Source organism: Rhodobacter sp. P1_C2, from assembly GCF_056406375.1.
Map to the genome: position 1 here is coordinate 240686 of NZ_JBFUAG010000004.1, position 25858 is coordinate 266543.

The window sequence follows — 25858 nt, forward strand, 5'->3', positions numbered from 1 at the left end:
ATATAGGCAATGCCGGGGCTTGGGGGAAGGGCCCGCATGTCATGCCAGCCTTGCGGGGTCTTGCGACTTTTTCTTGCGCAAAGGTGAAACAATATTGCGCAAAAGCCGCTATCGGCATACGAAAGTGCAAATTGAAGGAGCGCTCCATGGCCGTCTCGAAACTCGACCCGATTGACCGCAAGATTCTGGCGGAGTTGCAGGCCGATGGGCGGATGACCAATGTGGAGCTGGCGAGCCGGGTCGGCATCTCGGCGCCGCCTTGCCTGCGCCGGGTCCGCACGCTGGAGGAGTCAGGCTATATCCGCGGCTACCACGCCGATATCGACGCGCGGGAGATGGGCTTCGAGGTGCAGGTCTTCGCGATGGTGCGGCTGTCGAGCCAGGCCGAGGCGGATCTCGCCACTTTCGAGGGCCGCTGCCGCGCCTGGCCCCTGGTGCGCGAGTGTCACATGCTGAATGGCGAGATCGACTTCATCCTGAAATGCGTGGCGCCGGATCTGTCGACCTTCCAGAACTTCCTGACCGAGCAACTTCTGAAGGCCGAGAATGTCGCCAATGTGAAGACCAGCCTGGTGATCCGCTGCGCCAAGGATGAGCCGGGCCTGCCCTTCGACGTGCTGGAAGCGCGACTGGCGCGCAACGCCTGACGCAAGGGCCAGATTTTTCGCAGAAAAATCGTGACTGCCTGCCGGAAGGACGATTTTTCTGCGAAAAATCGGTGCCTCCGGCGGGAGTATTTGGGCAAAGAGCAAATCGCAGGAAGTACGTCACAGGGTGACGCGCACCTCGATCATGCGGGGGCCGTCGCAGGGTTGCGACAGCGCCCAGTGCAGCACATCGGGTTCCTGCGGCACCGAGGTGAAGGGCAGATCGCAGGCCGCGGCGAAGGGTTCCATCCGCAGGGGCGAGGGGTGGCAGCCGATGATCTCGGTATTGGCGCCGCGCATGGCCTCGGCGATCTCGCGGAAGGCGGCGTTGTTCCAGACGAGGAAGGTGATCGGCAGGCGCTCATCCACCGCCGTGCGCAGCTCTCCGGGCGAGAATTGCAGGCCTCCGTCGCCGATCAGGCAGACGACCTTGGTGCCGGGTGCGGCCATGGCGGCGCCGACCGCCGCCCCGGGCCCGAAGCCGAGCGCGCCAAAGCCGGTGGCGGCGTTGAACCAGCCGCCGGGCCGGTCATGGTCGTAATAGAGGTTTCCGGCATAGACCGGCTGGGTGCTGTCGCCCACGATCAGGCATTGCGGCAGGGCCGCGCGGATCGCCTCGACCATGTCGAGCTGGCCGGGCATGGTGGCGGCCAGTTCGCCGAGGATGGCGCGGGCGGCCGCGCGGGTCCTTGCGGCGCGGGCGCTGCCATCGGCCTCACGCGCCGTGATCGCCGGCAGAAGGGCCGCCAGCGTCGCCCCGGCATCGCCTTGCAGGTTGAGGGTGGATTTGTGGCGGGCCAGCTGGGCCGCGTCGGTGTCGATCCGGATCATCGCGGAGAGGTCGGGCACGCCGTCATCGGCATACATGTCGTAATCGGTCTGGCCGATCTCGGTCCCGATGGCGAGGATGCGGTCGGCGCCGCGGATCAGGTCGCGCACCGGTTCCAGGCTGGGCGAGGCCGGGATGCAGAGCCTGTGGCCATGCAGCATGCCGCGGGCGTTGACGGTCTGGATCACCGGGGCGTCCAGCGCCTCTGCCATGGCCTTCAGCGCCGCTTCCTGGCCACGGGCACCGCCGCCGGCGAGGATCAGCGGGCGCTTGGACGCGTTCAAAAGCCGGGCCGCCTGGACCAGATCCGCCGCCGCCGGCAGGGCCTTGGGCGCCGGGGTCGCAGGGGCGGGCAGGGCGGGGCAGGGCAGGGGCATCACATCGGTCGGCACTTCGATATGGACCGGGCCGGGGCGGCCGCTGGTCAGAAGGGCGAAGGCCCAGTCGAGCGTCGGGCCGACCTCTTCCGGGCTGGTGATCTGCCGGCTCGGGCAAAGGGTCCTCACCATGGCCTGCTGATCGGGCAGTTCGTGCAGTCGTCCCAGGCCGCGCCCTAGGCTGTCGCGCCGGTTGACGCCCGAGATCACCAGGACCGGCACCGAATCCTCGCGGCTCTGGCCCATGGCCGTCAGCGCATTGGTCAGCCCCGGCCCGGTGATCACGAAGGCCACCCCCGGCCGGCCCGAGACCCTGGCATAGCCATCGGCCATGAAGGCGCAGCCCTGTTCGTGGCGCGCCGTCACATGGCGGATCTTCGAGCCCGAGAGGCCGCGGTAAAGCTCCACCGTATGGACCCCGGGGATGCCGAAGACGGTGCTGACGCCGCGCGCCTCCAGACCTTCGACCAGACGTTCTCCGACGGTGCGCATCTTCAGGATCCTTTCAGCTGGCGGGAGGCAAAGGCGGCGATCCGGCGGCAGGCCTCGACGATCTCGTCATCCGGGCGGGTCAGGCTGAGGCGCAGCCAGCCGTTCAGCGCCGGGCCGAAGCTTTCGCCGGGCATGACGGCGACGCGTTCTTCCATCAGAAGCCTGCGGGCGAAATCCTCGCCGGTCAGGCCGGTGGCGCGAATGTCGACCACGGTGAACATGCCGGCGCCGGGTTCATGGACATGCAGGGCGTTCTGGCCGTGCAAAGCCGCGCGGATCAGCCTTGCGCGGCGGGCGAAGCGTTCGGCCATGCCGCGCGCCACGGTCGAGGGGCGTGACACCGCCAGCGCGGTCATGTCGGCGATGAAGGGCTGGTTGCCGAAGAGCATGGTCTCGGACACCGGCAGCAGGCGCGCGGTGAACTCGCCCGGGCCCACCGCCCAGCCGGACCTGAAGCCCGGCGCCGCGTGGGATTTCGAGATCGAGGAGACCACCACCACCCGTTCGGCCAGATCGGCCTGATCCAGCGGCGAGGCGAAGACCCCCTCGCCGAAGATCAGCTCTTCATAGACCTCGTCGGAGACGATCCAGAGGTCGTGCCGCCGGGCGACGCGGCCAAGGGCGCGGATATCCTCGGCGGTCAGGACCGCGCCGGTCGGGTTGTGCGGGGTGTTGAGCAAGAGGACCCGGCTTGCCGGGGTGATGCAGGCTTCGACATCCTCGGCCTGGATGCGAAAGCCGTGTTCGGGATGCAGCGGCACCGGCACGGCGCGGGCACCGGGGGCGGCGATCACCGCCTCATAGGTCGCATACATCGGGTCGCCGACCAGAACCTCGTCGCCGGGGCCGACCAGCCCGGTCAGGACGGCGTAAAGTGCCGTCTGGGTGCCGGGGAAGGCCATGATCTGGTTGGGCCCGATCGGCCGCCCACTGCGCTTGGTGTAACGTGCCGACAGCGCGGCCAGCAGGCCCGGCTCGCCCCTGCCGTTGGAATAGGCAAAGCGCCCGGCCTCGAGCGACTGTTCCATCCGCTCCAGAAGCTCGGGCGGCGGCGGCACATCGGGCTCGCCGATGGTCAGCGACAGAACCTCCTGCCCGGTCCCGGCCATGGCCCGCGCCATGGCATGGATCTCCCATTTCGCGCCACCCAGTCCGGCGAGGCGTTCGGTGATGCTGGCATATCTCAAAGCCCGGTCTCCACGGAATATTGCGTTCCGAAATCCGCCTGGATCGGTTCGGACAACAGCAGGTAATGCATCAGATCGACCCCCAGCATCGCGCCCACCGAGCGGACGCCCAGCGTCACGAGCTCTCCGGGGGCGAAGCTTTCGGGCAGGGCGCTGCCCTCCATCCACAGCCCGTCGATGACCGCATTGCAGGCGATGGCCAGACGGCGCAGCTCTGCCGGGCCGCGCTGACCCGGCAGATCGGCGATCAGGCTCTGCAGCCGGTCGCGAAAGCCGAGGTAGGTCTGCACATGGATCTCGCGCATGGCGGGGGTGCGGTGGGTTTCCTGCAGGAAGGTCGCCCAGAGGATCAGCGCCTCGGGGTCGACGACCGGCGGCTTCAGTGCGGCGGCGACGAAGGCCGCGAGCCTTGCATGCGGGTCCACGGGGGCGGCCTTCAGCACGGCGGCGCTGTCGCCGGTCATCCGTTCCATCAGATGCTGGTAGGCAGCGGCCACCAGCTGTTCCTTGGTCTGGAAATAATGCCGGATCAGCCCCGCGGTCACCCCGGCGCGCTGGGCGATGGCGCGCACCGTCGCATTGCGCGCGCCGCCTTCCGACACCAGGTCGAGCGTGGCGAGGATCAGCGCCTCGCGGCGCTTGTCCTCGGTTTCGCGGCGATAGGGTTTTCGGTCGGCAGACATCGGACGGCGCCTTGTTATTCGTCTGCATAATTCCTAGACCCGGCGCAGCGCCACCGCAAGCCGGGTCGCACAGGGCGGGCCACTTTATCGTTAAAGTTGCGAGGCGCCGCCGCGCCGCGGGTCAGGGGTAGATCTCGGCCTTGTCCACGCCCCAGATCGCGCTTTTATGGACCCAGCCCTTTTCGCCATTCACCGCGATGCGGCACCAGTCGGGCAGGCATTGCAACAGCTTGCCGATCACGCCGAGTTCCGACTGATAGACCACGTCGGCCTTGTCGTCGGGCTGGCTATAGGCCTGAGCCATGTCCTGGGTCACCAGAACCGAGCGGACTCCGGACAACAGCGAGTAATGGATCCAGCCGCCCGCGCCATCGACATCCTCGACCCGGCGCCAGTGTTCGTATTCGGCGGTGATCTTCAAGGGCATGCCCGAGCGGGTGAAGACCCAGTCGATGCGATGCGTCAGGCCCGGACCGCGCCGCGCATTGCCCTCGTTGCCCTTCAGCGTCACGAAGCGCGGGATCGGCAGGTTGGTGACGGTGCCCTTGCCGGGATCGCGCGGCTGGTTCGGGTCTTCCTTGACCGAGCCGTCGCCGTTGATGCCGGGGTCGGTGGCGCCCTCGACCTGCTGTTCCAGCGCGGCACCGCCGTCCTGTGCGGCGGCGGGTGTGACCGGCCCGAGGGCGAAAAGTGCCGCCACGAGCCCTGCCGATAGGATGAAGGAGTTCATGTCTGTTCCGCGCCGCCTGCCTTAAGTCAGTCCTGCCTCAAGCGGCTGCGTCTTGTTGTCCCGACCGCCGGGCAGCGCCCGGTACGGCCTTGTGCGCAGCAGCACTTGGCGTCACTTTGCCACCAATGGACCGCGTTGGGAAGTGAGGGAGCGCATCATGGGATCTGCACGTTTGTCTGTTGTGGTGACACGGCATCTGCCACCGGTGGTCGAAACCCGGATGAAAGAGCTCTTCGATGTCACCCTGCGCGACCCCGATACGCAGATGAGCCGCGAGGAACTCGCCGCGGCAATGCGTGATTGCGACGTTCTGGTGCCCTCGATCCGCGACCAGATCGATGCGGGGCTGATCGGGCAGGCGGGAACCCGGCTGAAGTTGATCGCCAATTACGGCGCCGGGGTCGATCACATTGACGTGCAGACGGCGCGCAGCCGGGGGATTCTGGTCTCCAACACGCCGGGCGTGTCGACCGAAGACACCGCCGACATGACGATCGCCCTGATCCTCAGCCTGACCCGCCGCATCCCGGAAGGCCTGACCGCGATGCGCACCACCGAATGGCAGGGTTGGTCGCCGATGGCCTTTCTCGGCGGGCGTCTGGCGGGGCGGCGGCTTGGCATCCTCGGCATGGGGCGGATCGGCCAGGCCGTGGCCCGCCGGGCGCGGGCCTTCGGCTGCCAGGTCCATTACCACAACCGCCGCCGCCTGCGCCCCGAGATCGAGGCCGAGCTGGAGGCGACCTGGTGGGAAAGCCTCGACCAGATGGTGGCCCGGATGGATATCATCTCGGTCAACTGCCCCTATACGCCCTCGACCTTCCATCTGATGAACGCGCGGCGGCTGAAGCTGATGAAGCCCACCGCCGTCATCGTGAACACCTCGCGTGGCGAGGTGATCGACGAGAACGCCCTGACCCGCGGGTTGCGCGCGGGCGAACTGGCGGGGGCCGGCCTTGACGTCTACGAGAACGGCCGCCTCAATCCCCGCCTGACCGAAGTGCCCAATGTCGTGCTGCTGCCGCACATGGGCTCCGCCACGATCGAGGGAAGGATCGAGATGGGCGAGAAGGTCATCATTAATATCAAGACTTTCGCCGACGGACACCGGCCGCCGGACCTGGTGGTGCCGGGGATGCTGTAAGCCAAGATTTTTCGGCGAAAAATCTTGAGCGCGAATTTTCTGCGAAAATTCTGAAGGGTTCTTCGCAGAAGAACTGGTCTTCCGATTTTTCGCAGAAAAATCGTGCGTCAGAACCGGCTCGGCAGATAGGCGGTGATATCCAGCTCGGGCGCGCGCCCCTGGATCAGGTCGGTCACGATCCGCGCCGTGATGGGGGCGAGGGTCAGCCCGATATGGCCGTGGCCATAGGCATGAATGATCTCCGGCCCCGACGCCGAAGGCCCGATCACCGGCAGGCTGTCGGGCATCGAGGGGCGAAAGCCCATCCAGCTGGCCGAAGGTTCGGGCAGGTCGGGAAAGATCGCCCGCGCGCCCTGCAACAGCTTGTCGAGCCGATGCTGCGAGGGCGGGGCGGTCAACCCGCCCAGCTCCACCGTGCCCGCCACCCGCAGGCGGCCGGTCATTGGACAAAGGTAGAACCCGCGCGAGGTCGGGCAGCAGGGCCGGTGCAGCATCGGCGCTTCCATGTCCCATTCGAGGTGATAGCCCCGCTCGGTATCCAGCGGCACCTCATCCCCGGCCATCTTCGCCAGAGGCCGCGAATGGGCACCTGCGGCGATGATGACCCGCTTGGCATGCAGCCGGAACCCCTCGCCATCGAGGATGATCCCATCGAACTGCCGGGTCAGCACATCGACTCTTGCGGTCAGATGCCCGGCATATTGCAGCGCCGATTGCGCCAGCCGGTGGACCATGTCGCCCGGGTCCGACAGAAAGGAGGCGCCGGGGAAGAAGGCCGCCCCCGGCATCTCGGGCAGGTTCGGCTCCAGATGGGCGAGGTCGCGGCTGTCGATCAGATCGACCTCCACCCCAAGGCTGCGGCGAAAGGCCATGTCGGCCTCGGCGGCGCGGAAGGCCTTCTCGGTCTCGTAGACGTAAAGGCAGCCGTCTTGCTCCATCAGATCCAGCCCGCCGATCCGGGTGGCAAGGTCATGCCAGAGGCTGCGGGCGCCGGACAGAAGGCTGGCCAGGGCGCGGGCGTTGCGCTCGGCCGGGCCGGGCAGGGACTGGCGGGCAAAGCGGGTGAGCCAGGGGGCCAGCGCCATCATGGCGCCGGGCCGGATCGCGAGGGGAGAGTTGCGGTTGAACAGCAGCGAGGGCAGGTTCTTCAGGACAGCGGGCGTGCCGACCGGCAGGACGGCGTAATCGGCGATGGTGCCGGCATTGCCGTAACTCGCCCCCGAGCCGGGCGCGTTGGGGTCGATGAGGACGACCTCCAACCCCTCGGCCACCAGACTTTCGGCAATGGCCAGGCCGACCACCCCGGCCCCGATAATCGCGATGTCACTGGAAATGTGCTGAATCATTGCCCCTCAAAGTCCCGCCCACCCCGGTTTCAAAGGGGGGGCGGGATCAGCTTACATGCAGGCGTCGAACAGCGCACGGGTGTTTTCGCGCGTCATCACGATCGGGTTGCCGCCGCAGGAAGGGTCCTCCAGCGCCATCTCGGTCAGCATGTCGAGGTCCTTGAAGAGCACGCCCATATCCTCCAGCCGGGCCGGGATGTTCAGCTTGGCGCGCAGTTCGAGGATCGCCTCATGGAAGCCCTGGAACCCGCCCTCGATGCCGATATAGGCGGCGGCGGCCTTGATCCGGTCCTCGATGGCGGGGCGGTTGAACTCCAGGACCATGGGCATGACGACGGCATTGGTGGTGCCGTGGTGGGTGCCATAGACCGCGCCGATCGGGTGGGACAGGGAGTGGATCGCGCCGAGGCCCTTCTGGAAGGCGGTGGCGCCCATGGCGGCGGCGGCCATCATATGGGCGCGGGCGTCGAGGTCGTTGGGGTTGTCATAGACCTTGGGCAGGTTCTCGAACACCAGCCGCATGCCTTCCAGCGCGATGCCCTGGCTCATCGGATGGTAGAAGGGCGAGCAATAGGCCTCGAGGCAATGCGCCAGCGCGTCCATGCCCGTGCCTGCGGTGATGAAGCGCGGCATGCCTACGGTCAGGGCCGGGTCGCAGATGGTGATGACCGGCATCAGTTTCGGGTGGAAGATGATTTTCTTCTTGTGGGTGGCCGAATTGGTCAGAACCCCGGCGCGGCCCACTTCCGACCCGGTGCCCGCCGTGGTGGGCACGGCGACGATGGGGGCGATCTTGTCGGCATCGGCGCGGGTGTACCAGTCGTCTATATCCTCAAGGTCCCAGACGCTCAGGTCTTTGCGCTGATGCGCCATCAGCGCGATCATCTTGCCGAGGTCGAGACCCGAGCCGCCGCCGAAGGCGATCACGCCATCATGCCCGCCGGCGAGATAGACGGCGATGCCCTCGGCCATGTTCTTCTCGTTCGGGTTGGGGTCAACCTCGGAGAAGATCGCGCGGCCAAGGCCGGCGGCTTCGAGGATATCCAGCGCCTGCACGGTGATCGGGAGGGAGGCGAGGGCCTTGTCGGTCACCAGAAGCGGCTTTTTCAGGCCCGCGGCTTTGACATGTTCGGCCAGTTCGGCAATCCGGCCGACGCCGAATTTGATCGGGGTCGGGTAGTTCCAGTTGCGGTTCGGAACGCTATGGGTGGTCATGGGTCACACCTTCTTGAGATGGTAGGATTTCGGACGGGTCACCGAATGGAACCCGAGGAAGGAAAGCGAGCCGCCGCGTCCGGTGTCCTTGCAGCCGGTCCAGCAGAGCGCCGGGTCCAGGTAATCGGCGCGGTTCATGAAGACGGTGCCGGTCTCGACCTGCGCGCCAAGGCTGGCGGCAGTGTCGTAATCCTGGGTCCAGATCGAAGCGGTCAGGCCATAGGGGCTGTCGTTCATCAAGCGCAGAGCCTCGGCATCGTCCTTGACCTTCATGATGCCGACGACCGGGCCGAAGCTCTCCTCCATCATCACCCGCATCGAATGGTCGACATTGACCAGGATCTGCGGCGCGAGATAGGCGCCGCCGTCGTCGGCGGGGAAGTTCGCCGGGTCGATCAGCGGCTTGGCACCGGCGGCGATGGCTTCGGCGATCTGGTCGCGCACCACTTTGGCGAAGCGCTTGTTGGCCATTGGGCCGAGGGTGCTGTCGGCTTCAAACGGGTTGCCGAGCTTCAGGGCGTTGACCCAGGCCACGGCCTTCTCGACGAAGGCGTCATAGAGGCTTTCGTGGACATAGATCCGCTCGATCCCGCAGCAGCATTGGCCGGCGTTGAACATCGCGCCATCCATCAGCGTGTCGACGGCGGCATCGAGGTTGGCATCGGCGCGGACATAGCCCGGGTCCTTGCCGCCAAGCTCAAGACCAAGCGGCGTGAAGGTGCCCGCGGCCGCCCGCTCCATCGCCTGACCGCCGCCGACCGAGCCGGTGAAGTTGACGAAGTTGAAGGCGCGGGAGGCGATGAGGCTTTCGGTCGTGGCATGGTCGAGCACGACGTTCTGGAAGACATCCGCCGGGATGCCAGCCGCATGGAAGGCCTCGGCCAGACGTTCGCCCACCAGCATGGTCTGGGAGGCATGTTTCAGCACCACGGTGTTGCCCGCGATCAGGGCGGGGACCAGGGTGTTGATCGTGGTCAGGTAAGGATAGTTCCAGGGGGCGACGATGAAGACGACGCCCAGAGCCTCGCGCGCGAGGTAGCGGCGGAAGGCGGCGCTGTCCTCGATCACCACCGGGGCGAGTGTCTTCTCGGCGATCTCGGCCATGTAATCGGTGCGGGCATTGACGCCGCCGAACTCGCCGCCAAAGCGGGTCGGGCGACCCATCTGCCAGGCCAGCTCCTCGACCACGCGGGCCGACATGGCGTTGAGGTTGGCGACGCCCTGTTTGACGAGCGCGATGCGTTCGGCAAGCGGGCGGGCGGCCCAGGGCTTCTGCGCGGCGCGGGCGGCGGCGGCCATGGCGCGGGCGGCTTCGGGCGACAGCGGCATCCGCTCGGCATAGACCGAGCCGTCCACCGGGGAAATCAGTTGGATGGGTTTCATCAGGTTACCTCACAGGATGGGCAATACGCCCGTCGTCCTTTTCGTTGTTCAGCATTCGACGGCCATCACATGGCCCTTGTTGGCATAGTCGAGTATCTTGCGGTCCCGCGTCACCACCCGAAGCCCGTATTCACGGGCGGTCGCGATGATGATGCGGTCGGCGGGGTCACGGTGCAAATCGTCCGGCAGTTCCGTCGAGGCGATCAGAACTTTGGGGCAAAGATCAGCCAGCCGGGCACCGGAACGGGTTACGACCTGCTCGAACCACGACAGGGCAGGTCGCGCGAGGCCGATACGCCGCGCTGCCGACAAGTTTCCAATTTCCCAAGCGGTGATTGGAGAAATCCAGACAGGTGACGAAGCCTCATAGGCTTCGCGTAACTGCCTGCGCAGCTTGGGCTGATCGGCGCCCATGGCAGACCAAAGCACAGCACAGGTGTCCAGAAGCAGAGGTGCACTGCTCACGGTTGCTTTCCTTGGATCAAAGCCGATTTATGTTCCATCCAGCCGTCGAGTTCCGCATCGCCGAACATGGGCACAGTAAGGTCCAGATCCGGCGCCAATGTGATCATCCCGGCCAAAGCACCCCACATCGGATGGTCGCCCGAAAGTGGCGGTTTCTCAGGGGCATTTACAAAAGGCGTTTTGTCCTCGGAAAACACACCGGCGGGTGAAGCACTTTCGGAAGTGTTTAATCTTTCAAAAACCAACCTTTCACCGGCGATGTCCACGTTGCGGGTGTGATAGCCAGCGGAGAGCCACGCCTTGGTCATGACGTTGTTGGATGGATTGTTGCTCCACCACGCTCGATGCTGGCGTGATGACGGAGGGAGTGCGAAGCCAAGAACGGCCTCTATTTCCGAAAATCGCATCGCAACCTCTGCCTGTTGGCGTGTTTGGAGGTGATAGGTGAGAGGGGAGTATTTGCTCATTTTACGCTCCAGCATCAGTGTTCTTTTCATGATGAACGCCGATGCAGGAGTAGTCAAGGAGTGTTTGTGTGTGTTTGTTGCTAGGAGCGTTCGAACCCGCGGTGCAGTTCGAAATCGGTGACGACGCGGTCGGTCTCCGAAATCTCCCACTGGCAGGCGTGGTGGTAGTGGTCCACCACCTCGTCGCCGAAGGCGGCGCGCAGCATCTTGGAGTCGTTCAGCAGCACGGCGGCGTCGCGCAGGTTCTTCGGGATCTCGCGGATGCCGGAGGCCATGTACATGTCGCCCTTCATCTCGGGCTCGAGCTCCATCTTCTGCTCGATCCCGTCGAGGCCGGCGGCCAGAAGGGCGGCGCAGGCGAGGTAGGGGTTCACGTCCGAGCCGGGAATGCGGCATTCGACGCGGACGGCCTTGGTATGCTCGCCACAGACGCGGAAGCCTGCGGTGCGGTTGTCGGCGCTCCAGACCGCCTTGGTGGGGGCGAACATGCCGACGGTGAAGCGTTTGTAGCTGTTGACGTAGGGCGCGAGGAAGGCGGTCAGGTCGCGGGCATGGGCGAGTTGGCCTGCGATATAATGCTTCATCACCGCGGACATGCCGTGCTTGTCCTTGTCATCGGCAAAGGAGGGCTTGCCGTCGAGGCTCCACAGGCTCTGGTGGATATGGCTGGAGGAGCCGGCCTTCCGGTGGTCGTACTTGGCCATGAAGGTGACCGAGCGGCCCTTGGTCCAGGCGATTTCCTTGATGCCGTTCTTGATGATCGTGTGGTTGTCGGCGGTGTCCAGCGCGTCGGAGTATTTGTAGTTCAGCTCCTCCTGGCCCGCGTCGGCCTCGCCTTTCGAGTTTTCCACCGGGATGCCCGCGCCATAAAGCCCGTTGCGGACGGCGCGCATCACGTCTTCTTCCTTGGTGGTCTGGAAGATGTGGTAATCCTCGTTATAGGCCGAAACCGGGTGCAGGGCCTTCAGCCCGCCGTCGCGCAGGTTCTCGTAGGAGTTCTCGAAGAGGTAGAATTCAAGCTCGGACGCCATCATCGGTTCGAAGCCGAGGGCACGGGCGCGGGCGACCTGTTTCTTCAGGATCGCGCGGGGCGAGATCGCCACTTCCTCATGCGTGTGGTGGTCGAGGAGGTCGGCCAGGACCAGCGCCGTGCCCGGCAACCAGGGCACCAGCCGCAGGGTGTTCATGTCGGGCTTCATCACATAGTCGCCATAGCCGGTCTGCCAGGACGAGGATTTGTAACCCTGCACCGTGTTCATGTCCTGGTCGACGGTCAGCAGGTAGTCGCAGCAATGGGTTTCGTGCCAGCCGCTTTTCACGAAGAAGGCAGCGTGGAAGCGCTTGCCCATCAGGCGGCCCCACATGTCCACCGCCGCCACCAGAACGGTGTCGATGCTGCCCGTGTCCACGGCGCGTTTCAGTTCGTCAAATGTCATATTGCCGGGCATGTCCGGTCTCCCTTGATCTGTTGTGCCCCTTGGGGCCTTGCGCGCGGGGTTGGCCCCGCTTGAGCTTTTGCTTGGGGCGTCAGCTGGCCTTGGCCTGCTTCTGGATCTCGACCAGGCCCATGTTCAGGACCGGCGCCAGGCTTTCGGCCATGGCCTCGCAGGCTTCGTCGCTGGCGATCAGGTCGTTGCGGATTTCCAGCATCGCATTGGGCAGGCCATAGGGCGTGGCGTGAAGGCGCAGCGTGTGGGTCACGTCATCGGCGGCGGAATAGGGGGCGTTGAGCTCGGCCTGAAGCTTGGTCAGCTTGCGGGCGGCGGTGTGGATGGCGACGGCAAGGCCGGGGTCGGCGTCATGGATCACGCCGAATTCCACCGCGCGCGGCGCGCCGAAATAGACCGGGGTGAAGGAATGGATCGTCACCACCACCGGTTTCAGGCCAAGCGCGATGCGCCGCGCGATGAGGCCATGCAATGCCGTGGCCCAGGGCAGATAGACCGCCTCGGTCCGGGCCAGACGCTCCTCGGGGGTGATGGCGGCATTGCCGGGGATGTCGAAAACCTCGGACTTCGCGGGCATGGCACCCTTCATGTCGGGGGCGCGGTTGCAGTCATAGACCAGGCGGCTGACCGGGGCATGGAGGAGCACGGCATCCAGCCGCTTCATCAGCCCGCGCGCCACGGCCAGCGCCCCGGGGTCCCAGGCGATATGGGCGCGGCGCTGATCCTCGCCAAGGCCAAGGTCGCCCCAGCGTTCCGGGATGTGATGCGAGGCATGTTCGCAGACCAGAACCAGCCGCCCGCGCGAGGTGGCGTTTTCAAGGAAGGGGGCAAATCCCGCCCCGGTATCTGGTTCTGCCGTCTGGGCCCGCATCGGCGAGTCATCTCCCCTGTTTTCACGACGCTGGCGCTTCGCCGGAAAACTGTCAAGAATGTTTCTGACGGGTATTTCCTGTTACGATGTTTTCTGTTTGGCTGGGGTCGAAGAATGGGCACCAGGATTTGTGCGGGGGACGGAAGATTGGGCGGAGCCATCAAGATGACGCTGGACGATCAGCTGCGCGCGGCCTTGCCCGAGCTTACCCGGGCCGAGCGGCAGCTGGCCACCCATATCCTGTCGCATTACCCGGTGGCGGCGCTGGGCTCGATCACGGTGCTGGCCAAGGCGGCGCTGGTCTCGACCCCCACGGTGGTGCGGCTGGCTCAGAAGCTGGGCTACAAGGGCTATCCGGATTTTCAGGCCGCCCTGCGCGGCGAGGTCGAGGCGATGCTGGTCACCCCCCTGACCAAACACGCGACCCGCGCAGGCGCCGTGCCCGATGGCCATATCCTGACCCGCTTTGCCGAGGCGGTGGTGGCCAATATGCAGGCGACGCTGAACCAGATCGACCATGCCGAGTTCGACGCCGCCGTGGCGCTGCTGGCAGACCCCGCGCGTCGGGTCTTCACGCTGGGCGGGCGGATCACCCATGCGATGGCGGATTACTTCGCCTCCTTGATGACCGCGATCCGGCCGGGGGTCACGCTTCTGTCGGACAATCCGGCGACCTGGCCGCCGGTGCTTCTGGACCTCAAGGCCGGGGATGTGCTGCTGGTCTTCGACATCCGCCGCTATGAGAACGCGGTCTTGCAGGTGGCCGAGATGGCGCGCGAGCAGGGGGCGGAGATCATCCTGATCACAGACCGCTGGGTCTCGCCCGCCGCCACTTTCGCGCGCTATACGCTGTGCTGCCATGTCGAGGCGCCCTCGGCCTGGGACAGCAATGCCGCTTTGATGGTGCTGGTCGAAACCCTGCTCGCCGGGGTGCAGAACGCGGCTTTTGCGGTGACCGAGCCGCGGTTGCGGCGGCTGGAAGAGCTTTATGCGCGGACGCGGTTCTTTCGCAGGCACCGGTAGTCTGCTGCAGCAAGGCTGGGAGGGCTTCCTGCCCTCCCAGACCCTCCCGGGGATATTTTCGTCTGGATGAAGGGGAAAGGTCAGTGCGGCTGGGTCTGGGCCGGTTTCGGCCTTTGCGCGGCGCCGGCGAGGGCGTTCAGGATCACCGCGATCAGCAGGACCGTGCCGCCGAGCGCGGTGTTGGGCGAGAGGGTCTCGGAGAGGACGGCCCAGGCCCAGACCGGGGCCAGCAGCACCTCGACGAGGGAGAGGAGCGTGGACTGGGCCGCAGGCACCACGCGGCTGCCGCTGGTGTAGAGGAGCATGCCGCCGGTCAGGGTCAGGGCGCCCATGGCAAATGCGAGGGCGGCCTCTTGCGGCGGGATGGCGAGCGGCTGGCTGGTGGCAAGAGCCAGGGTCCCGCCTGCCAGGGCGGCGAAGACCGCGCCCAGAAGGACGGCGGGCAGCATATCGGTCAGATGGCCCCAGCGCAGCGCCACGGTGAAGGCGGCAAAGCCCGAGGCCGAAAGCAGCGCCGCCGCACTGCCAAGGGCGGTGCCGCCGCCGATCTGTCCCACGCCGCCGACCATGATCAAGATGCCCACCACCGCCAGCAGGATGGCACCCCAGACCGGCCAGGACACCGGCTCTTTCAACAGGACCATGCCAAGCAGGGCGGCAAGGAAGGGCGAGGCGGAAAACAGCAGCACCGCATTGGCCACCGTGGTCGATTGCAGTGCCACGATCGCCCCGCCGAAGGCCAGCACAAGGCCAAGGCCGCCAACCGCCCCCGCAAGCCCCACGGCGCGGATGGCCGGACCCACCCGGCCTGGGCCGAGCCAGAGCACCAGCACCGGCAGCATCCCGAGCGAGCGCCAGAACAGGACGGCCCAGCTTCCGGCCTCGTGGATCTGGCGGATCAGCACGCCCTGCACCGACCAGAGCACGCCTGCCAGCACGATGAGCAAGGCTCCGGTCAGATATTTCATGGCGGCTCCGTTCCTGTGCCTGGGGTCCTGTCACAGGATGTGCCGGGCGGCGCGGTGGCGCGCTGTTCTGGAAGCGACGGGCGGCGTCGGCTGTGGCTTCTTCGGCCTCAGTAGCCGAGGGTGCGGTCGACCAGATGGCGCAGCGGGCGCCCGGCCTCGGCCCTGCGGATGTTGTCGACGAGCACCCGGGCGGCGGAATGGGGCCGCGTGTCGGCGGCGATATGCGGGGTGACAGTCACGCCGGGATGGCGCCAGAAGGCATGGTCGGCCGGCAGGGGTTCGACGCGGAAGACATCCAGCGTCGCATGGGCGACCTGCCCGCTGTCCAGCGCGGCCAGAAGGGCGGCATCGTCGATCAGCGGCCCGCGCCCGGGATTCAGAAGGAAGGCGCCCTTGGGCAGATAGGACAGGGTGCGCGCGTTCAGGATATTCTCGGTCTCCGGCGTGCGGGGCAGGAGGGTGACGACGATCCCGGCGGTCGAGAGCGCCTCGCGCAGGCCCTCGGGACCGGAGAGGCAGGGCAGATCCTCCAGCGTCTTGGGCGTGCGGCTCCACCCTGTCACGGGGAAGTTCAGCGCCTGCAAGGCACGGGCGGCGGCCAGACCCAACGCGCCGAGGCCCAGCATCGCCACCCGGCGCTGCCGCGCCAAGGGGGGGCAGGTCGGGTCCCAGACATGGCCGGGATTGACGATATGGCGGTCCATCCCGAGGTGATGGCGCAGGGCATGGCCCACGACCCATTCCACCATCCCCTCGGTCAGGCCGGGATCGACCATCCGCGCCAGGGGCTGGGTCAGGGTCGTGTTGCCGACGATCCGCTCCACCCCGGCCCAGAGGCTCAGCACCGCCTTGCAGCGGGTATAGGGGGTGAAATCCTGCAGGGGGGCGGAGGGCGCGTAGATGATGTAATCGACCAGGGCCGGATCGGCGGCCTCGGTGACGATCTGCGCGGTGATCCCGGCCTCGGCCAGGGCCTCGGGCAGGATCGTCTCGTATTCCGGCCAGAGCGCGGGGGCTGCGAACAGGATCAGCATGGGACCTCGGGGTTATTTTGACAGCGCGAGGGCGGCATTGACCGCCAGTGCGAGGATCACGGTGTTGAAGAAGAAGGAACCGACCGAATGCACGAGGACGACGCGGCGCAGGCGGGATTCCGTCACCTCCACGTCCGAGACCTGGGCCGTCATGCCGATCACATAGGAGAAATACATGAAATCCCCGATCAGCGGCTTGGCGGTGCCGGGAAACTCCAGCCCGGAATCCGGGTCGGGCGCGTAGTAGAGATGGGCATAGCGGAAGGCCGCGAGCGTGTGGATCATCGCCCAGCCGAGGGGGGCGGAGGCCAGGGCAAAAAGCGCCTCGGCCATGGCAAGGCTCGGGCGGTTCAAGACCATGAAGATCGCGCCAAGGCTGATGCCGATGGTGGCAACCGCCATCATCAGGATCACCGCCGCGCCCTCGTCATCCGCCTCGGCATGGCGGCGCAGCGCATCGGGCGAAGAGCCGCGCACCGTATGCCAGGCCAGCGCAAGGTAGAAGACGAAGAAGCCGTTGACCCCGGCCAGCGACCGCATCACCCAATCCAGGGGCGTCAGCGAGGTGAGGCCCAGCAGGGCCAGCCCGAAGACGAAGGCCAAGAGGAATTTGATGTGGCGCCGCCAGTTCCGGATCATCAGCGCAACCTGTGTACGATGGCGCTTTGCGCCAGACCAAAAGCCAGAAGCAGAACCAGCGTCGCCGACCCGCCATAGCTGAGGAAGGGCAGCGGCACGCCCACGACCGGCGCCATGCCCATCACCATGGCCAGATTGACGGCCAAGTACAGGAAGAAGTTCGCCGCGATCCCGATCAGCAGAAGCGAGGAGAAGCGGTCCTTGTTCTGCATCGCGGCCCAGAACAGGAATATCAGGATCATCGCATAAAGCGCCAGCAGCGAAACCGCGCCGACAAAGCCGAACTCCTCGCCCAATGTGGTGAAGATGAAGTCGGTGTGCTTTTCGGGCAGAAAGTTCAGCCGGCTCTGCGTGCCCTGCATGAAGCCCTTGCCGGCAAAGCCGCCGGAGCCGAGCGCGATCTTGGCCTGCAGGATGTTGTAGCCGGCCCCCAGAGGGTCGGCGGAAGGGTCGAGGAAGGTGTCGATCCGCTTGTACTGGTAGTCGTGGATCAGCTGCCAGGGTGTGCCACGAAGCAGGAAGATCCCCGCCACCCCCGCGCCGATCAGTCCGACCACGGCGGCGAAATACCACAAGGACACCCCGGCCGCGAACATCACCGAGGCGCCGGCGATCACCAGCATCAGCGTGGTTCCGAGGTTCGGCTCCAGCAGCACCAGAACGGCGGGGGTGATGATCAGGAAGACAGGGATCAGCACCCAGAGCGGGCGCGACACCCGCTTGTCATCCAGCCAGTCGTAATAGGTCGCCAGCATCATGATCAGGCTGACCTTCATGAACTCGGACGGCTGGATGCGGATGAAGCCGAGGTCGATCCAGCGCTGCGCCCCCATGCCGACCGCGCCGAAGAAATGCACCACGATCAGCAAGAAGAAGGTCAGCACATAGGCCGCCGCCGACATGCTGCGCCAGAACCAGATCGGGGTGAAGCAGATGCCCAGCGACAGGAGCATGCCGACGCCGTAACGCTTCATCTGCGGCTCGGCCCAGATGCCGATATTGCCGCCCGCGATCGAATAGAGCATCAGCCAGCCGATCGCCGCCGCCGCGGTGATCAGAAGGTAAAGCCCCCAGTTCACATAAAGCACCTTGGCAAAGCCAGAGGGCGCGAATTTGACGCGGTACTCCAGAAAGCTCATCGGGGTCAGGCCTTTATGTCGGGCGGCTGGGTGCCGTCGGGGTTGCGCAGACGCAGCTCGTTCAGCATGGTCTGGATGCGCGCGCGCTGGTTGGCGGGGTAATCCTTGGGGTCGGGCAGCTTGCCCGTCATCACCCGCAACAGGGCATCGCGCGCGATGGGCGCCGCCGCGGTCGAACCGCCGCCGCCGTGTTCGACCACCACCGCCACGGCATAGCGCGGCGCATCATAGGGCGCGAAGGCCACGAACAGCGCATGGTCGCGCTGTTTCCACGGCAGGTCGTTGTTGGAGACCACCCCCGTCTCGCGCTCGGAGGCCGAGATGTTGCGCACCTGGCTGGTGCCGGACTTGCCGGCCATCATCATGCTGTCGGTGACGATGCGGGCGGTGACCGAGGTGCCATGCGCGCCATTGACCACCTGCTGCATGCCGGAGCGGACCGAGTCGAGCTGCGTCGTCTCCATCCCCAAGGGCGGGGCCTCCGGCACCGGAACCTCCTTGCCGCCGATGGCGCGGATCAGGCGCGGCACCACCAGCCGCCCCGAGGCGACCCGCGCCGTCATCACCGCCAGCTGCAGGGGCGTGGCCAGAACATAGCCCTGGCCGATCGAGGCGTTGATCGTGTCGCCGATCCGCCAATCCTGCTTGTAGCGCGCCTGTTTCCATTCCTTGGTCGGAAGGTTGCCCTCCGAGATCGCCGACATCGGCAGGTCGTGGCGCTGGCCCAGACCCATGGTCTTGCCCATCTCGGCCATCTTGTCGATGCCGACGCGCTGGGCCACGTCATAGAAGAACACGTCGCAGCTTTGCGCCAGGGCATGGGCCAGATCGACCCGGCCATGGCCGCCCGATTTCCAGCAGTGGAACTTGCGCCCGCCGAAGTCGAGGTAGCCGGGGCAGTTCACCGTGGTGTTCACGTCGATCTTGCCATCGGCCAGCGCCGCAAGCGCGGTCACGATCTTGAAAGTCGAGCCGGGCGGATAGGCGCCCTGCACGACCTTGTTGGCCAGCGGGCGGTGGTCGTTCTCGGTCAGGATCTTGTAATCGGCGTTGGAGATGCCGCGCACGAAGAGGTTGGGGTTGAAGCTCGGGGCCGAGGCCGCGCCGATGATGTCGCCATTCTCGACATCCATCACGATGCAGGCCGCCGACTGGTCGCCCAGCCGCACCTGCAGGAAGTTCTGCACATCGGCATCCAGCGTCAGGGTCAGGTCATTCCCGGCCTCGCCCTCGGTGCGGTCGAGCTCGCGCATGACGCGGCCAACGTGGTTGACCTCGATCTTGCGGTTCCCGGCCGAGCCGCGCAGGATGTCCTCCTCCCACTTCTCGACCCCGATCTTGCCGATCTGGAATTTCGGGATGCGCAGCAGCGGGTCGGGGTTTTCCAGCCCGACGAGGTCCTTTTCCGAGACCGGGCCGACGTAGCCGACGATATGGGCGAAATCGGTGTCGCGCGGGTAGACGCGGCTCAGGCCCACATCGGGCGTCACACCCGGCAGGGCAGGGGCATTGACCGAGATCCGGCTGAAATCCTCCCAGCTCAGCCGGTCCGCCACCGGGATCGGCACGAAGGAGGGGTTGCGGTCGACATCCTTCATCACGCGCTGCAGATCGGAATCGGCCAGCGGGATCAGATGGCTCAGCCGGTTCAGCACCATCTGCACATCGCCCGCCCCCTCGCGGGTGATGACGACGCGGTAGTTCTGTTCGTTTCCGGCGATCAGCTTGCCGTTGCGGTCGAGGATCAGCCCGCGCCCCGGCGGGATCAGCTGGATATTGACCCGGTTCTGTTCGGCCAGAAGCGCATATTCGTCGGATTGGTCGACGCCGAGATAGCGCATCCGCCCAGCCAGCACGGCCATCGTGGCCGCCATGCAGCCGCCCATGAACAGGGCGCGCCGGTTGATCCTGCGGGCGGAATCCTCGTTCTCGCGGGCGGGACGTTTCACATCTTCCTCCCATAGGCGTCGATCTCGCCCATCGCGGGCTTGTGCAGATCCAGACCATAGCGCGAAAAGGCCACGACGAAAGGATAGGCCAGCACCGACCAGATGATCTGCACCAGAGCATAGCCGAAGACCGGCTGCGGCAGGAAGGCCAGGCCCATGATCAGCCGGTTGCCCAGAAAGACCCCGAACATGACGCCGGCGACCAAGAGCCATTCGACGCCGAAGGACAATTCCCGCGTCAGGGCGGCGCGGGCGCGGACGAACTCGGCCCCGATCAGCACCATCGCCGTCCAGAGCCCGGGCGGCCGCATCAGCAGGAAATCCTCGGCCAGCACCACGGCGGCGATCATCGGCACCGGCAGATATTCCGGCCGCCGCACGATCCAGGCGAGGATCAGGCACAAGAGGATATCCGGCCCGGGCAGATGCCCGGCGGTGGTGTCCAGGGGCAGGAGCCGCACGATCGTCAGCAGCACCACCACGCCAAGAAAGATCAGCCGGTGCAGCCAGAGCGATCCGATCCAGGCCCTAATCACTGCGGCCCCCCGTGGTGCCATCGGACACGCTCTGGTCCGTGGTGGTATCGGCCCCGGTCACCGGCGCATCGCCGCTGACGGGCGGCAGGCCCTCGGCCGGAAGGAGCGGGCCCTGGAAGCCGGGCGGCAGCGGGCGCGGCGGCTCGGGCACCAGAAGGGCGCCGGGGTCGGAGATCGGCTGGCTTTCATAGCTGCGCAGCACGCGCAGGAATTCGAGCCTTTGGTAATCGGCCGCCAGAACCACGCGCAGCCGCTTGTCCGGCCCAAGTGCCACCTGGCCCACCAGCAGGCCCGAGGGGAAGACCTCGCCATCGCCGGTGGTCACCACGCGGTCGCCAGGCTGGACCTGGTCGGGATGTTCCAGAAAATCCAGCGGCGGGAGCATCGAGTTGTCGCCCGACAGGATCGCCTTCTGCCCCGAGGGCTGCACCGCCACCGGAATCCGGCTGGAGCTGTCGGTCACAAGGATCACCCGCGCCGTCCGCGCCCCCACGCCCGAGATGCGCCCGACCAGCCCGATGCCATCCATCGTGGCCCAGCCATCATGGATGCCGTCCCGGGTGCCGACGTTCAGAAGCACCGACTGGCGGAACGGGCTGCCGCTGTCGGCCAGCACCACGCCGGTCACATGGGTCAGCATCGGGTCGAGCCGCACATTGTTGAGGTCGAGAAGCCGGGCGTTCTTCTGCTCCAGCTGCAGGGCGGCCTCTTTCCAGGCCTTCATTTGCTGCAACTCGTCGCGCAGCTGCTGGTTCTGCTGGTAAAGTCGGCTGTAGGACTGGAAATTCTCGATCATGCCCGAGACCGTGGTCACCGGCATCATCGCCCAACTGAGATCGGGCACCACGCGGTCGACGAGGGCGGTGCGGAACCGTTCCACACGCGGGCTGTCGATCCGCCACAGAAGGAACAGCCCCAGCATGGCCAAGACCAGAAGACCCACCAGAACCCGGCGCAGCGGGCGTGAGAAATCATCGGGATCGTAATTACGTGACTTGGCCATGGGGCCGCCTTGAGCCGGGATCAGCTATCGTAGTCGATGACGTGACGCAGTTGCTTCTCGTACTCCAAGGCCTTGCCGGTGCCCAGTGCCACACAGTTCAAAGGTTCGTTGGCGACCGAGATCGACAGGCCGGTCTGCTCGCGCAGGGACAGGTCCAGATCGCCCAGAAGCGCGCCACCGCCGGTCAGCATCACGCCGCGGTCAACGATATCGGCGGCGAGGTCGGGCGGGGTGGTCTCCAAGGCCTGCATCACCGCGTCGCAAATCTGCTGGACGGGTTCGGACAGCGCCTCGGCCACTTGCGCCTGGTTGATCTCGGTTTCCTTCGGCACGCCGTTCAGAAGGTCGCGGCCACGGATCTGGATGCTTGCGCCACGGCCATCGTCGGGCATCCGCGCGGTGCCGATGGTGGTCTTGATCCGCTCGGCGGTGGATTCGCCGATCAGCAGGTTCTGGTGGCGGCGCAGGTAGTTGATGATCGCCTCGTCCATCCGGTCACCGCCGACGCGGACCGAGCGGGCATAGACGATGTCACCGAGGCTCAGCACCGCCACTTCCGTGGTGCCGCCGCCGATGTCCACGACCATGTTGCCGGTCGGATCGGTGATCGGCATGCCTGCGCCGATGGCCGCCGCAATCGGTTCCGCGATCAGACCTGCACGGCGCGCACCGGCGGACAGGACCGACTGGCGGATCGCGCGCTTTTCCACCGGGGTGGCGCCATAGGGCACGCAGACGATGATCTTCGGCTTGGAGAAGGTCGAGCGTTTGTGGACCTTGCGGATGAAATGCTTGATCATCTCTTCCGCCGTGTCGAAGTCGGCGATCACACCGTCACGCATCGGGCGGATCGCTTCAATGCTTCCCGGCGTGCGGCCCAGCATCAGCTTGGCATCCTCACCCACCGCCAGAACCTGCTTCTTGCCGTCCTTGACGTGATAGGCCACCACCGAAGGCTCGTTCAGGATGATGCCCCGGCCTTTGACATAGACCAGCGTATTGGCTGTCCCAAGGTCGATCGCCATGTCTGAAGAGAACAGACCGGAGAAGATGCTGGAAAGTATCGACATGCTGTGGCGCCCCGCTGGCCCGAAAAGGAAAACCGCTCCGCGACTCAGGCGAGAAGCGGGCGTCTTCCTATAGGGTCTGCCACAGATGGGCGAAAGGCCCAAGGTCTTTTGGCTGCACCTTTCCGCCAAGCAAAGGCCATCTGTAGACTTTACGATATCCCATGCGGGCAGGGTCGATCCAGCCCGCATTTCCTTTACATATTCCGATATTTTGCCGAATGACACCGGGCAGACCTATCGCAGGGCCCGTCTCTGCCCCTATCCTTTCGATCACCGAGTTGTGCGGCAGGGGAGAGAAAAATGGGCAGTTTTGGCGGGCGTGTGGCCCTGGTGACCGGCGCCGGAAGCGAGACGGGAATCGGTTTCGCCATCGCGACGGCGTTGCAGAAGGCCGGGGCGCGGGTCTGCGTGACCTCGACCACCAAGCGGATTTTCGACCGCGCCGCGGCATTGGGCTGCATGGGCCATGTGGCCGACCTGACCGATCCGGCGCAGGTCTCCGGGCTTTTCGCCGCCGTCACGGCGCAGCTGGGGCCGGTGGAGCTGCTGATCAACAATGCCGGCATGGTGCAAAGCGGCAAGAAGGTGAAACGGTCGAAACTCGGCGGGATCGGCGATGCCGATTGGGCGCATCACATGGCGCTGAACATCGGCGTGACCTTCCACTGCATCCGCGCCGCCTTGCCCGCGATGCAGGCGCAGGGCTTCGGGCGCATCGTCAACATCGCCTCAGTCACGGGGCCGATGGTCACGATCGACGGATCATCGGGCTATTCCACCGCCAAAGCCGCGATCACCGGCATGACCCGCTCGGTCGCGCTGGAATATGGGCGCGAGGGGATCACCTGCAACGCCGTCCTGCCGGGCTGGATCGGCACGGCCTCGTCAAGCCCGAAGGAGATCAAGGCCGGCAAGGCCACCCCCGCCGGCCGCCCCGGCACGGCAGAGGAGGTCGCGGCCTGCGCGGTCTTCCTCGCCTCGGATGCGGCGTCTTATGTCAACGGGTCGATGCTGGTGGTGGATGGCGGCAATACGCTGGTGGAGATGAAGGGCGCCGGCGGGTTCTGAAGCGAAAGGGGCGCGGCCTGTGCGCCGCGCCCCTGTCTCTTAGTGGTGGTCCTTGTAGGACACGAACTTGGTATCCGCATCCGGCGCCATCTTCTGCCGCCGCACGATCAACCGGTTCAGCGCGTTCACATAGGCCTTGACCGAAGCCACGACCGTATCGGTATCGGCCGACTGGCCGGTGGCGATCCGGCCATCTTCCGACAGGCGGACCGAAACCGTCGCTTGCGCGTCGGTGCCCTCGGTCACGGCAGAGACCTGGTACAGTTCCAGCGTGGCCTTGTGCGGGAAGAGCTCGTCCACCGCGTTGAAGGCGGCATCGACCGGGCCGTCGCCGGTGGTGTCGGTGCTTTTCTCCACGCCGTCGATCAGCAGGGTCAGCTCTGCCTCGCGCGGGCCCTCGGTGCCGCAGACGACGCGCAGGCGTTTCACCTGCAGGAAGTCGTTCTCGTCATTGGTGGCCTCTTCCTTGACCAGGGCGACCAGATCCTCGTCATAGACCTCTTTCTTCTGGTCGGCCAAGGTCTTGAAGCGGACGAAGACGTCGTTCAGCTGGTTCTCGGCCAGATCGAAGCCCAGATCCTTCAGCTTGGACCGCAGGGCGGCGCGGCCCGAGTGTTTGCCCATCTGGATGTTGGTGGCGTTCAACCCGATATCCTCGGGGCGCATGATCTCGAAGGTCTGGACGTTCTTCAAGACGCCATCCTGATGGATGCCGCTTTCATGCAGGAAGGCGTTCTTGCCGACGATGGCCTTGTTGAACTGCACCGGGAAGCCCGACACGGCGGAGACGCGGCGGCTCAGGTTCATGATCTTGGTGGTGTCGATCTTGGTCTGATAGGGCAGGATGTCGTTGCGCACGCGCATTGCCATCACGACCTCTTCCAGCGCGGTGTTGCCGGCGCGTTCGCCCAGGCCGTTGATCGTGCATTCGATCTGGCGGGCACCAGCCTCGACAGCGGCCAGCGAGTTCGCCGTCGCCATGCCCAGGTCGTTATGGCAGTGCGTCGCGAAGATGATGTTGTCGGCGCCGGGCACCCGTTCCAGCAGCATCGCGATCAGCTTGGCGCTCTCGAAGGGATAGGTGTAGCCGACCGTGTCGGGAATGTTGATCGTGGTGGCACCGGCCTTGATCGCGATTTCCACCACGCGGCACAGATAGTCATGCTCGGTCCGCGTCGCATCCATCGGCGACCACTGGATATTGTCGCAGAGGTTGCGGGCATGGGTCACGGTGTCGTGGATGCGTTCGGCCATCTGGTCCATGTCCAGATTGGGAATCGCGCGGTGCAGGGGCGAGGTGCCGATGAAGGTGTGGATGCGCGGGCTGGGCGCGTATTTCACCGCCTCCCAGCAGCGGTCGATGTCCTTGAAATTGGCGCGCGCCAGCCCGCAGATGGTGGAGTTCTTCGAGCGGCGGGCAATCTCGCTGACGGCCTGAAAGTCGCCGTCCGAGGCGATCGGGAACCCGGCCTCGATGATATCGACGCCCATCTCGTCCAGGAGGCCGGCGATTTCCAGCTTTTCCTCATGGGTCATGGTGGCGCCGGGGGATTGTTCCCCGTCACGCAGGGTGGTGTCGAAAATCAGGACGCGGGGTTGGGCGTTTTTGTCGGTCATGTCACGGAATCCTTGGGAGAGTTTCTTAGCTTGAGCCGGGTGCTGATCACCTCCGAGCGGTCGCACCCAAGGGGCACGCTCAGAGGCGGCTAAGAAGAAGCAGACCCAAGGCAAGGTCGTGCGACGGCAGGGGGTGGGCCCCCGATGCAGCGCTGGACATGATGCGTTCCTTGGTCATGGGGCGGGACTATAGGCATGATTGCGGAAAAGAAAAGGGGGGAAGCGGGCATTTTGCGCGGCACTTGCCGGGGGGGCGCGAATCGCAGGGCAGGGCGGGTGACGCGGCGCGAAACGCGGGCGGCGCCGGGTTTTGCACCGACCAAGGTCTGAAAATCACGCCGCCAAAGGTCGTAAACTCTGGTTTAGGGGCGGTTTTGCCCGGTTTAGGGGGGCGAAGTTAAACTGCAGACCAATTTCGTAAGCGCAATGTTCCGGTCATCTTCGCTCCAAGGCCTCCAGCGAACCCGTGGCGTCAAGCAAACCCGGGCTTTCTGACCTTTCACCCGAACCACCAGCACAGGACCCGCAGAA

General features: G+C 65.7%; 24 protein-coding genes. 4 read left to right on the forward strand and 20 right to left on the reverse strand.

Annotated elements, in window-relative coordinates; genetic code table 11:
- Positions 1 to 146: 146 nt before the first annotated feature.
- Positions 147 to 647 (forward strand): Lrp/AsnC family transcriptional regulator, encoded by a 501-nt coding sequence (locus AC1DZT_RS08300; RefSeq protein WP_478006145.1) that lies wholly within the window; start codon positions 147 to 149, stop codon positions 645 to 647.
- Between the two features lie 120 nt (positions 648 to 767).
- On the opposite strand, the gene AC1DZT_RS08305 is transcribed toward AC1DZT_RS08300, so the two are convergent.
- From AC1DZT_RS08305 to AC1DZT_RS08320, 4 genes are all read right to left on the reverse strand, one after another.
- Positions 768 to 2345 (reverse strand): 5-guanidino-2-oxopentanoate decarboxylase, encoded by a 1578-nt coding sequence (locus AC1DZT_RS08305; RefSeq protein WP_478006146.1) that lies wholly within the window; start codon positions 2343 to 2345, stop codon positions 768 to 770.
- A gap of 2 nt (positions 2346 to 2347) precedes the next feature.
- On the reverse strand, positions 2348 to 3532 hold the full coding sequence (locus tag AC1DZT_RS08310; RefSeq protein WP_478006147.1) for a pyridoxal phosphate-dependent aminotransferase: 1185 nt from the start codon (positions 3530 to 3532) through the stop codon (positions 2348 to 2350).
- Complete coding sequence (locus AC1DZT_RS08315) at positions 3529 to 4215, reverse strand: TetR/AcrR family transcriptional regulator (protein ID WP_478006148.1); 687 nt, start codon at positions 4213 to 4215, stop codon at positions 3529 to 3531. The genes AC1DZT_RS08310 and AC1DZT_RS08315 overlap by 4 nt, the downstream gene beginning before the upstream one ends.
- A gap of 121 nt (positions 4216 to 4336) precedes the next feature.
- Positions 4337 to 4945 carry an SH3 domain-containing protein gene (locus tag AC1DZT_RS08320; RefSeq protein WP_478006150.1) on the reverse strand — a complete coding sequence of 203 codons (609 nt, stop codon included), beginning with the start codon at positions 4943 to 4945 and terminating at the stop codon, positions 4337 to 4339.
- 157 nt (positions 4946 to 5102) lie between these two features.
- On the opposite strand from AC1DZT_RS08320, the gene AC1DZT_RS08325 reads away from it, so the two are divergent.
- Positions 5103 to 6086 (forward strand): 2-hydroxyacid dehydrogenase, encoded by a 984-nt coding sequence (locus AC1DZT_RS08325; protein ID WP_478006151.1) that lies wholly within the window; start codon positions 5103 to 5105, stop codon positions 6084 to 6086.
- 107 nt (positions 6087 to 6193) lie between these two features.
- Here AC1DZT_RS08325 and AC1DZT_RS08330 read toward each other — a convergent pair whose 3' ends face one another.
- The 7 genes from AC1DZT_RS08330 to AC1DZT_RS08360 all read right to left on the reverse strand — a co-directional run bounded on the left by AC1DZT_RS08330 (position 6194) and on the right by AC1DZT_RS08360 (position 13281).
- Positions 6194 to 7432, reverse strand: coding sequence for an NAD(P)/FAD-dependent oxidoreductase (locus AC1DZT_RS08330; RefSeq protein ID WP_478006152.1), 1239 nt, complete (start codon positions 7430 to 7432; stop codon positions 6194 to 6196).
- A 51-nt stretch (positions 7433 to 7483) separates the two neighbouring features.
- Positions 7484 to 8647: an iron-containing alcohol dehydrogenase gene (locus tag AC1DZT_RS08335; RefSeq protein ID WP_478006153.1), complete on the reverse strand. Its 1164-nt coding sequence runs from the start codon at positions 8645 to 8647 to the stop codon at positions 7484 to 7486.
- A 3-nt stretch (positions 8648 to 8650) separates the two neighbouring features.
- Positions 8651 to 10033, reverse strand: coding sequence for an aldehyde dehydrogenase family protein (locus tag AC1DZT_RS08340; protein ID WP_478006299.1), 1383 nt, complete (start codon positions 10031 to 10033; stop codon positions 8651 to 8653).
- A gap of 45 nt (positions 10034 to 10078) precedes the next feature.
- Entirely contained in the window at positions 10079 to 10495 is a 417-nt protein-coding gene (locus AC1DZT_RS08345) for a type II toxin-antitoxin system VapC family toxin (protein WP_478006154.1), read from the reverse strand.
- Positions 10492 to 10992, reverse strand: coding sequence for a DUF7662 domain-containing protein (locus AC1DZT_RS08350; RefSeq protein WP_478006155.1), 501 nt, complete (start codon positions 10990 to 10992; stop codon positions 10492 to 10494). The genes AC1DZT_RS08345 and AC1DZT_RS08350 overlap by 4 nt, the downstream gene beginning before the upstream one ends.
- A gap of 50 nt (positions 10993 to 11042) precedes the next feature.
- Complete coding sequence (locus AC1DZT_RS08355; RefSeq protein ID WP_478006156.1) at positions 11043 to 12410, reverse strand: glutamine synthetase family protein; 1368 nt, start codon at positions 12408 to 12410, stop codon at positions 11043 to 11045.
- A 79-nt stretch (positions 12411 to 12489) separates the two neighbouring features.
- Entirely contained in the window at positions 12490 to 13281 is a 792-nt protein-coding gene (locus AC1DZT_RS08360; RefSeq protein WP_478006157.1) for an N-formylglutamate amidohydrolase, read from the reverse strand.
- 165 nt (positions 13282 to 13446) lie between these two features.
- Here AC1DZT_RS08360 and AC1DZT_RS08365 point away from each other — a divergent pair, with 165 nt between their 5' ends.
- Positions 13447 to 14304 carry a MurR/RpiR family transcriptional regulator gene (locus tag AC1DZT_RS08365; protein WP_478006158.1) on the forward strand — a complete coding sequence of 286 codons (858 nt, stop codon included), beginning with the start codon at positions 13447 to 13449 and terminating at the stop codon, positions 14302 to 14304.
- 80 nt (positions 14305 to 14384) lie between these two features.
- Here the strand turns inward: AC1DZT_RS08365 and AC1DZT_RS08370 are convergent, their stop codons facing one another.
- The 8 genes from AC1DZT_RS08370 to AC1DZT_RS08405 form a co-directional block, all read right to left on the reverse strand.
- Positions 14385 to 15272, reverse strand: coding sequence for a DMT family transporter (locus AC1DZT_RS08370; protein ID WP_478006159.1), 888 nt, complete (start codon positions 15270 to 15272; stop codon positions 14385 to 14387).
- A gap of 107 nt (positions 15273 to 15379) precedes the next feature.
- Positions 15380 to 16306 (reverse strand): NAD(P)-dependent oxidoreductase, encoded by a 927-nt coding sequence (locus AC1DZT_RS08375; protein WP_478006160.1) that lies wholly within the window; start codon positions 16304 to 16306, stop codon positions 15380 to 15382.
- A 12-nt stretch (positions 16307 to 16318) separates the two neighbouring features.
- A complete protein-coding gene (locus AC1DZT_RS08380; RefSeq protein ID WP_478006161.1) occupies positions 16319 to 16945 on the reverse strand; it encodes a DUF1345 domain-containing protein in 627 nt (208 codons plus the stop codon).
- Positions 16945 to 18084 (reverse strand): rod shape-determining protein RodA, encoded by a 1140-nt coding sequence (gene rodA, locus AC1DZT_RS08385; RefSeq protein ID WP_478006162.1) that lies wholly within the window; start codon positions 18082 to 18084, stop codon positions 16945 to 16947. Before rodA ends, AC1DZT_RS08380 begins: the two co-directional genes overlap by 1 nt.
- A 5-nt stretch (positions 18085 to 18089) precedes the next feature.
- Complete coding sequence (gene mrdA, locus AC1DZT_RS08390) at positions 18090 to 20033, reverse strand: penicillin-binding protein 2 (RefSeq protein ID WP_478006163.1); 1944 nt, start codon at positions 20031 to 20033, stop codon at positions 18090 to 18092.
- Positions 20030 to 20569: a rod shape-determining protein MreD gene (locus AC1DZT_RS08395; RefSeq protein ID WP_478006164.1), complete on the reverse strand. Its 540-nt coding sequence runs from the start codon at positions 20567 to 20569 to the stop codon at positions 20030 to 20032. Before AC1DZT_RS08395 ends, mrdA begins: the two co-directional genes overlap by 4 nt.
- Complete coding sequence (mreC, locus tag AC1DZT_RS08400; protein ID WP_478006165.1) at positions 20562 to 21572, reverse strand: rod shape-determining protein MreC; 1011 nt, start codon at positions 21570 to 21572, stop codon at positions 20562 to 20564. The genes AC1DZT_RS08395 and mreC overlap by 8 nt, the downstream gene beginning before the upstream one ends.
- Before the next feature lie 20 nt (positions 21573 to 21592).
- Positions 21593 to 22642, reverse strand: a complete 1050-nt coding sequence (locus AC1DZT_RS08405) for a rod shape-determining protein (RefSeq protein ID WP_478002683.1) — start codon at positions 22640 to 22642, stop codon at positions 21593 to 21595.
- Between the two features lie 300 nt (positions 22643 to 22942).
- Between AC1DZT_RS08405 and AC1DZT_RS08410 the strand changes: the two genes are divergently transcribed.
- A complete protein-coding gene (locus tag AC1DZT_RS08410; RefSeq protein ID WP_478006166.1) occupies positions 22943 to 23710 on the forward strand; it encodes an SDR family NAD(P)-dependent oxidoreductase in 768 nt (255 codons plus the stop codon).
- A gap of 39 nt (positions 23711 to 23749) precedes the next feature.
- On the opposite strand, the gene AC1DZT_RS08415 is transcribed toward AC1DZT_RS08410, so the two are convergent.
- Positions 23750 to 25327, reverse strand: coding sequence for a 2-isopropylmalate synthase (locus tag AC1DZT_RS08415; RefSeq protein ID WP_478006167.1), 1578 nt, complete (start codon positions 25325 to 25327; stop codon positions 23750 to 23752).
- Positions 25328 to 25858 lie beyond the last annotated feature (531 nt).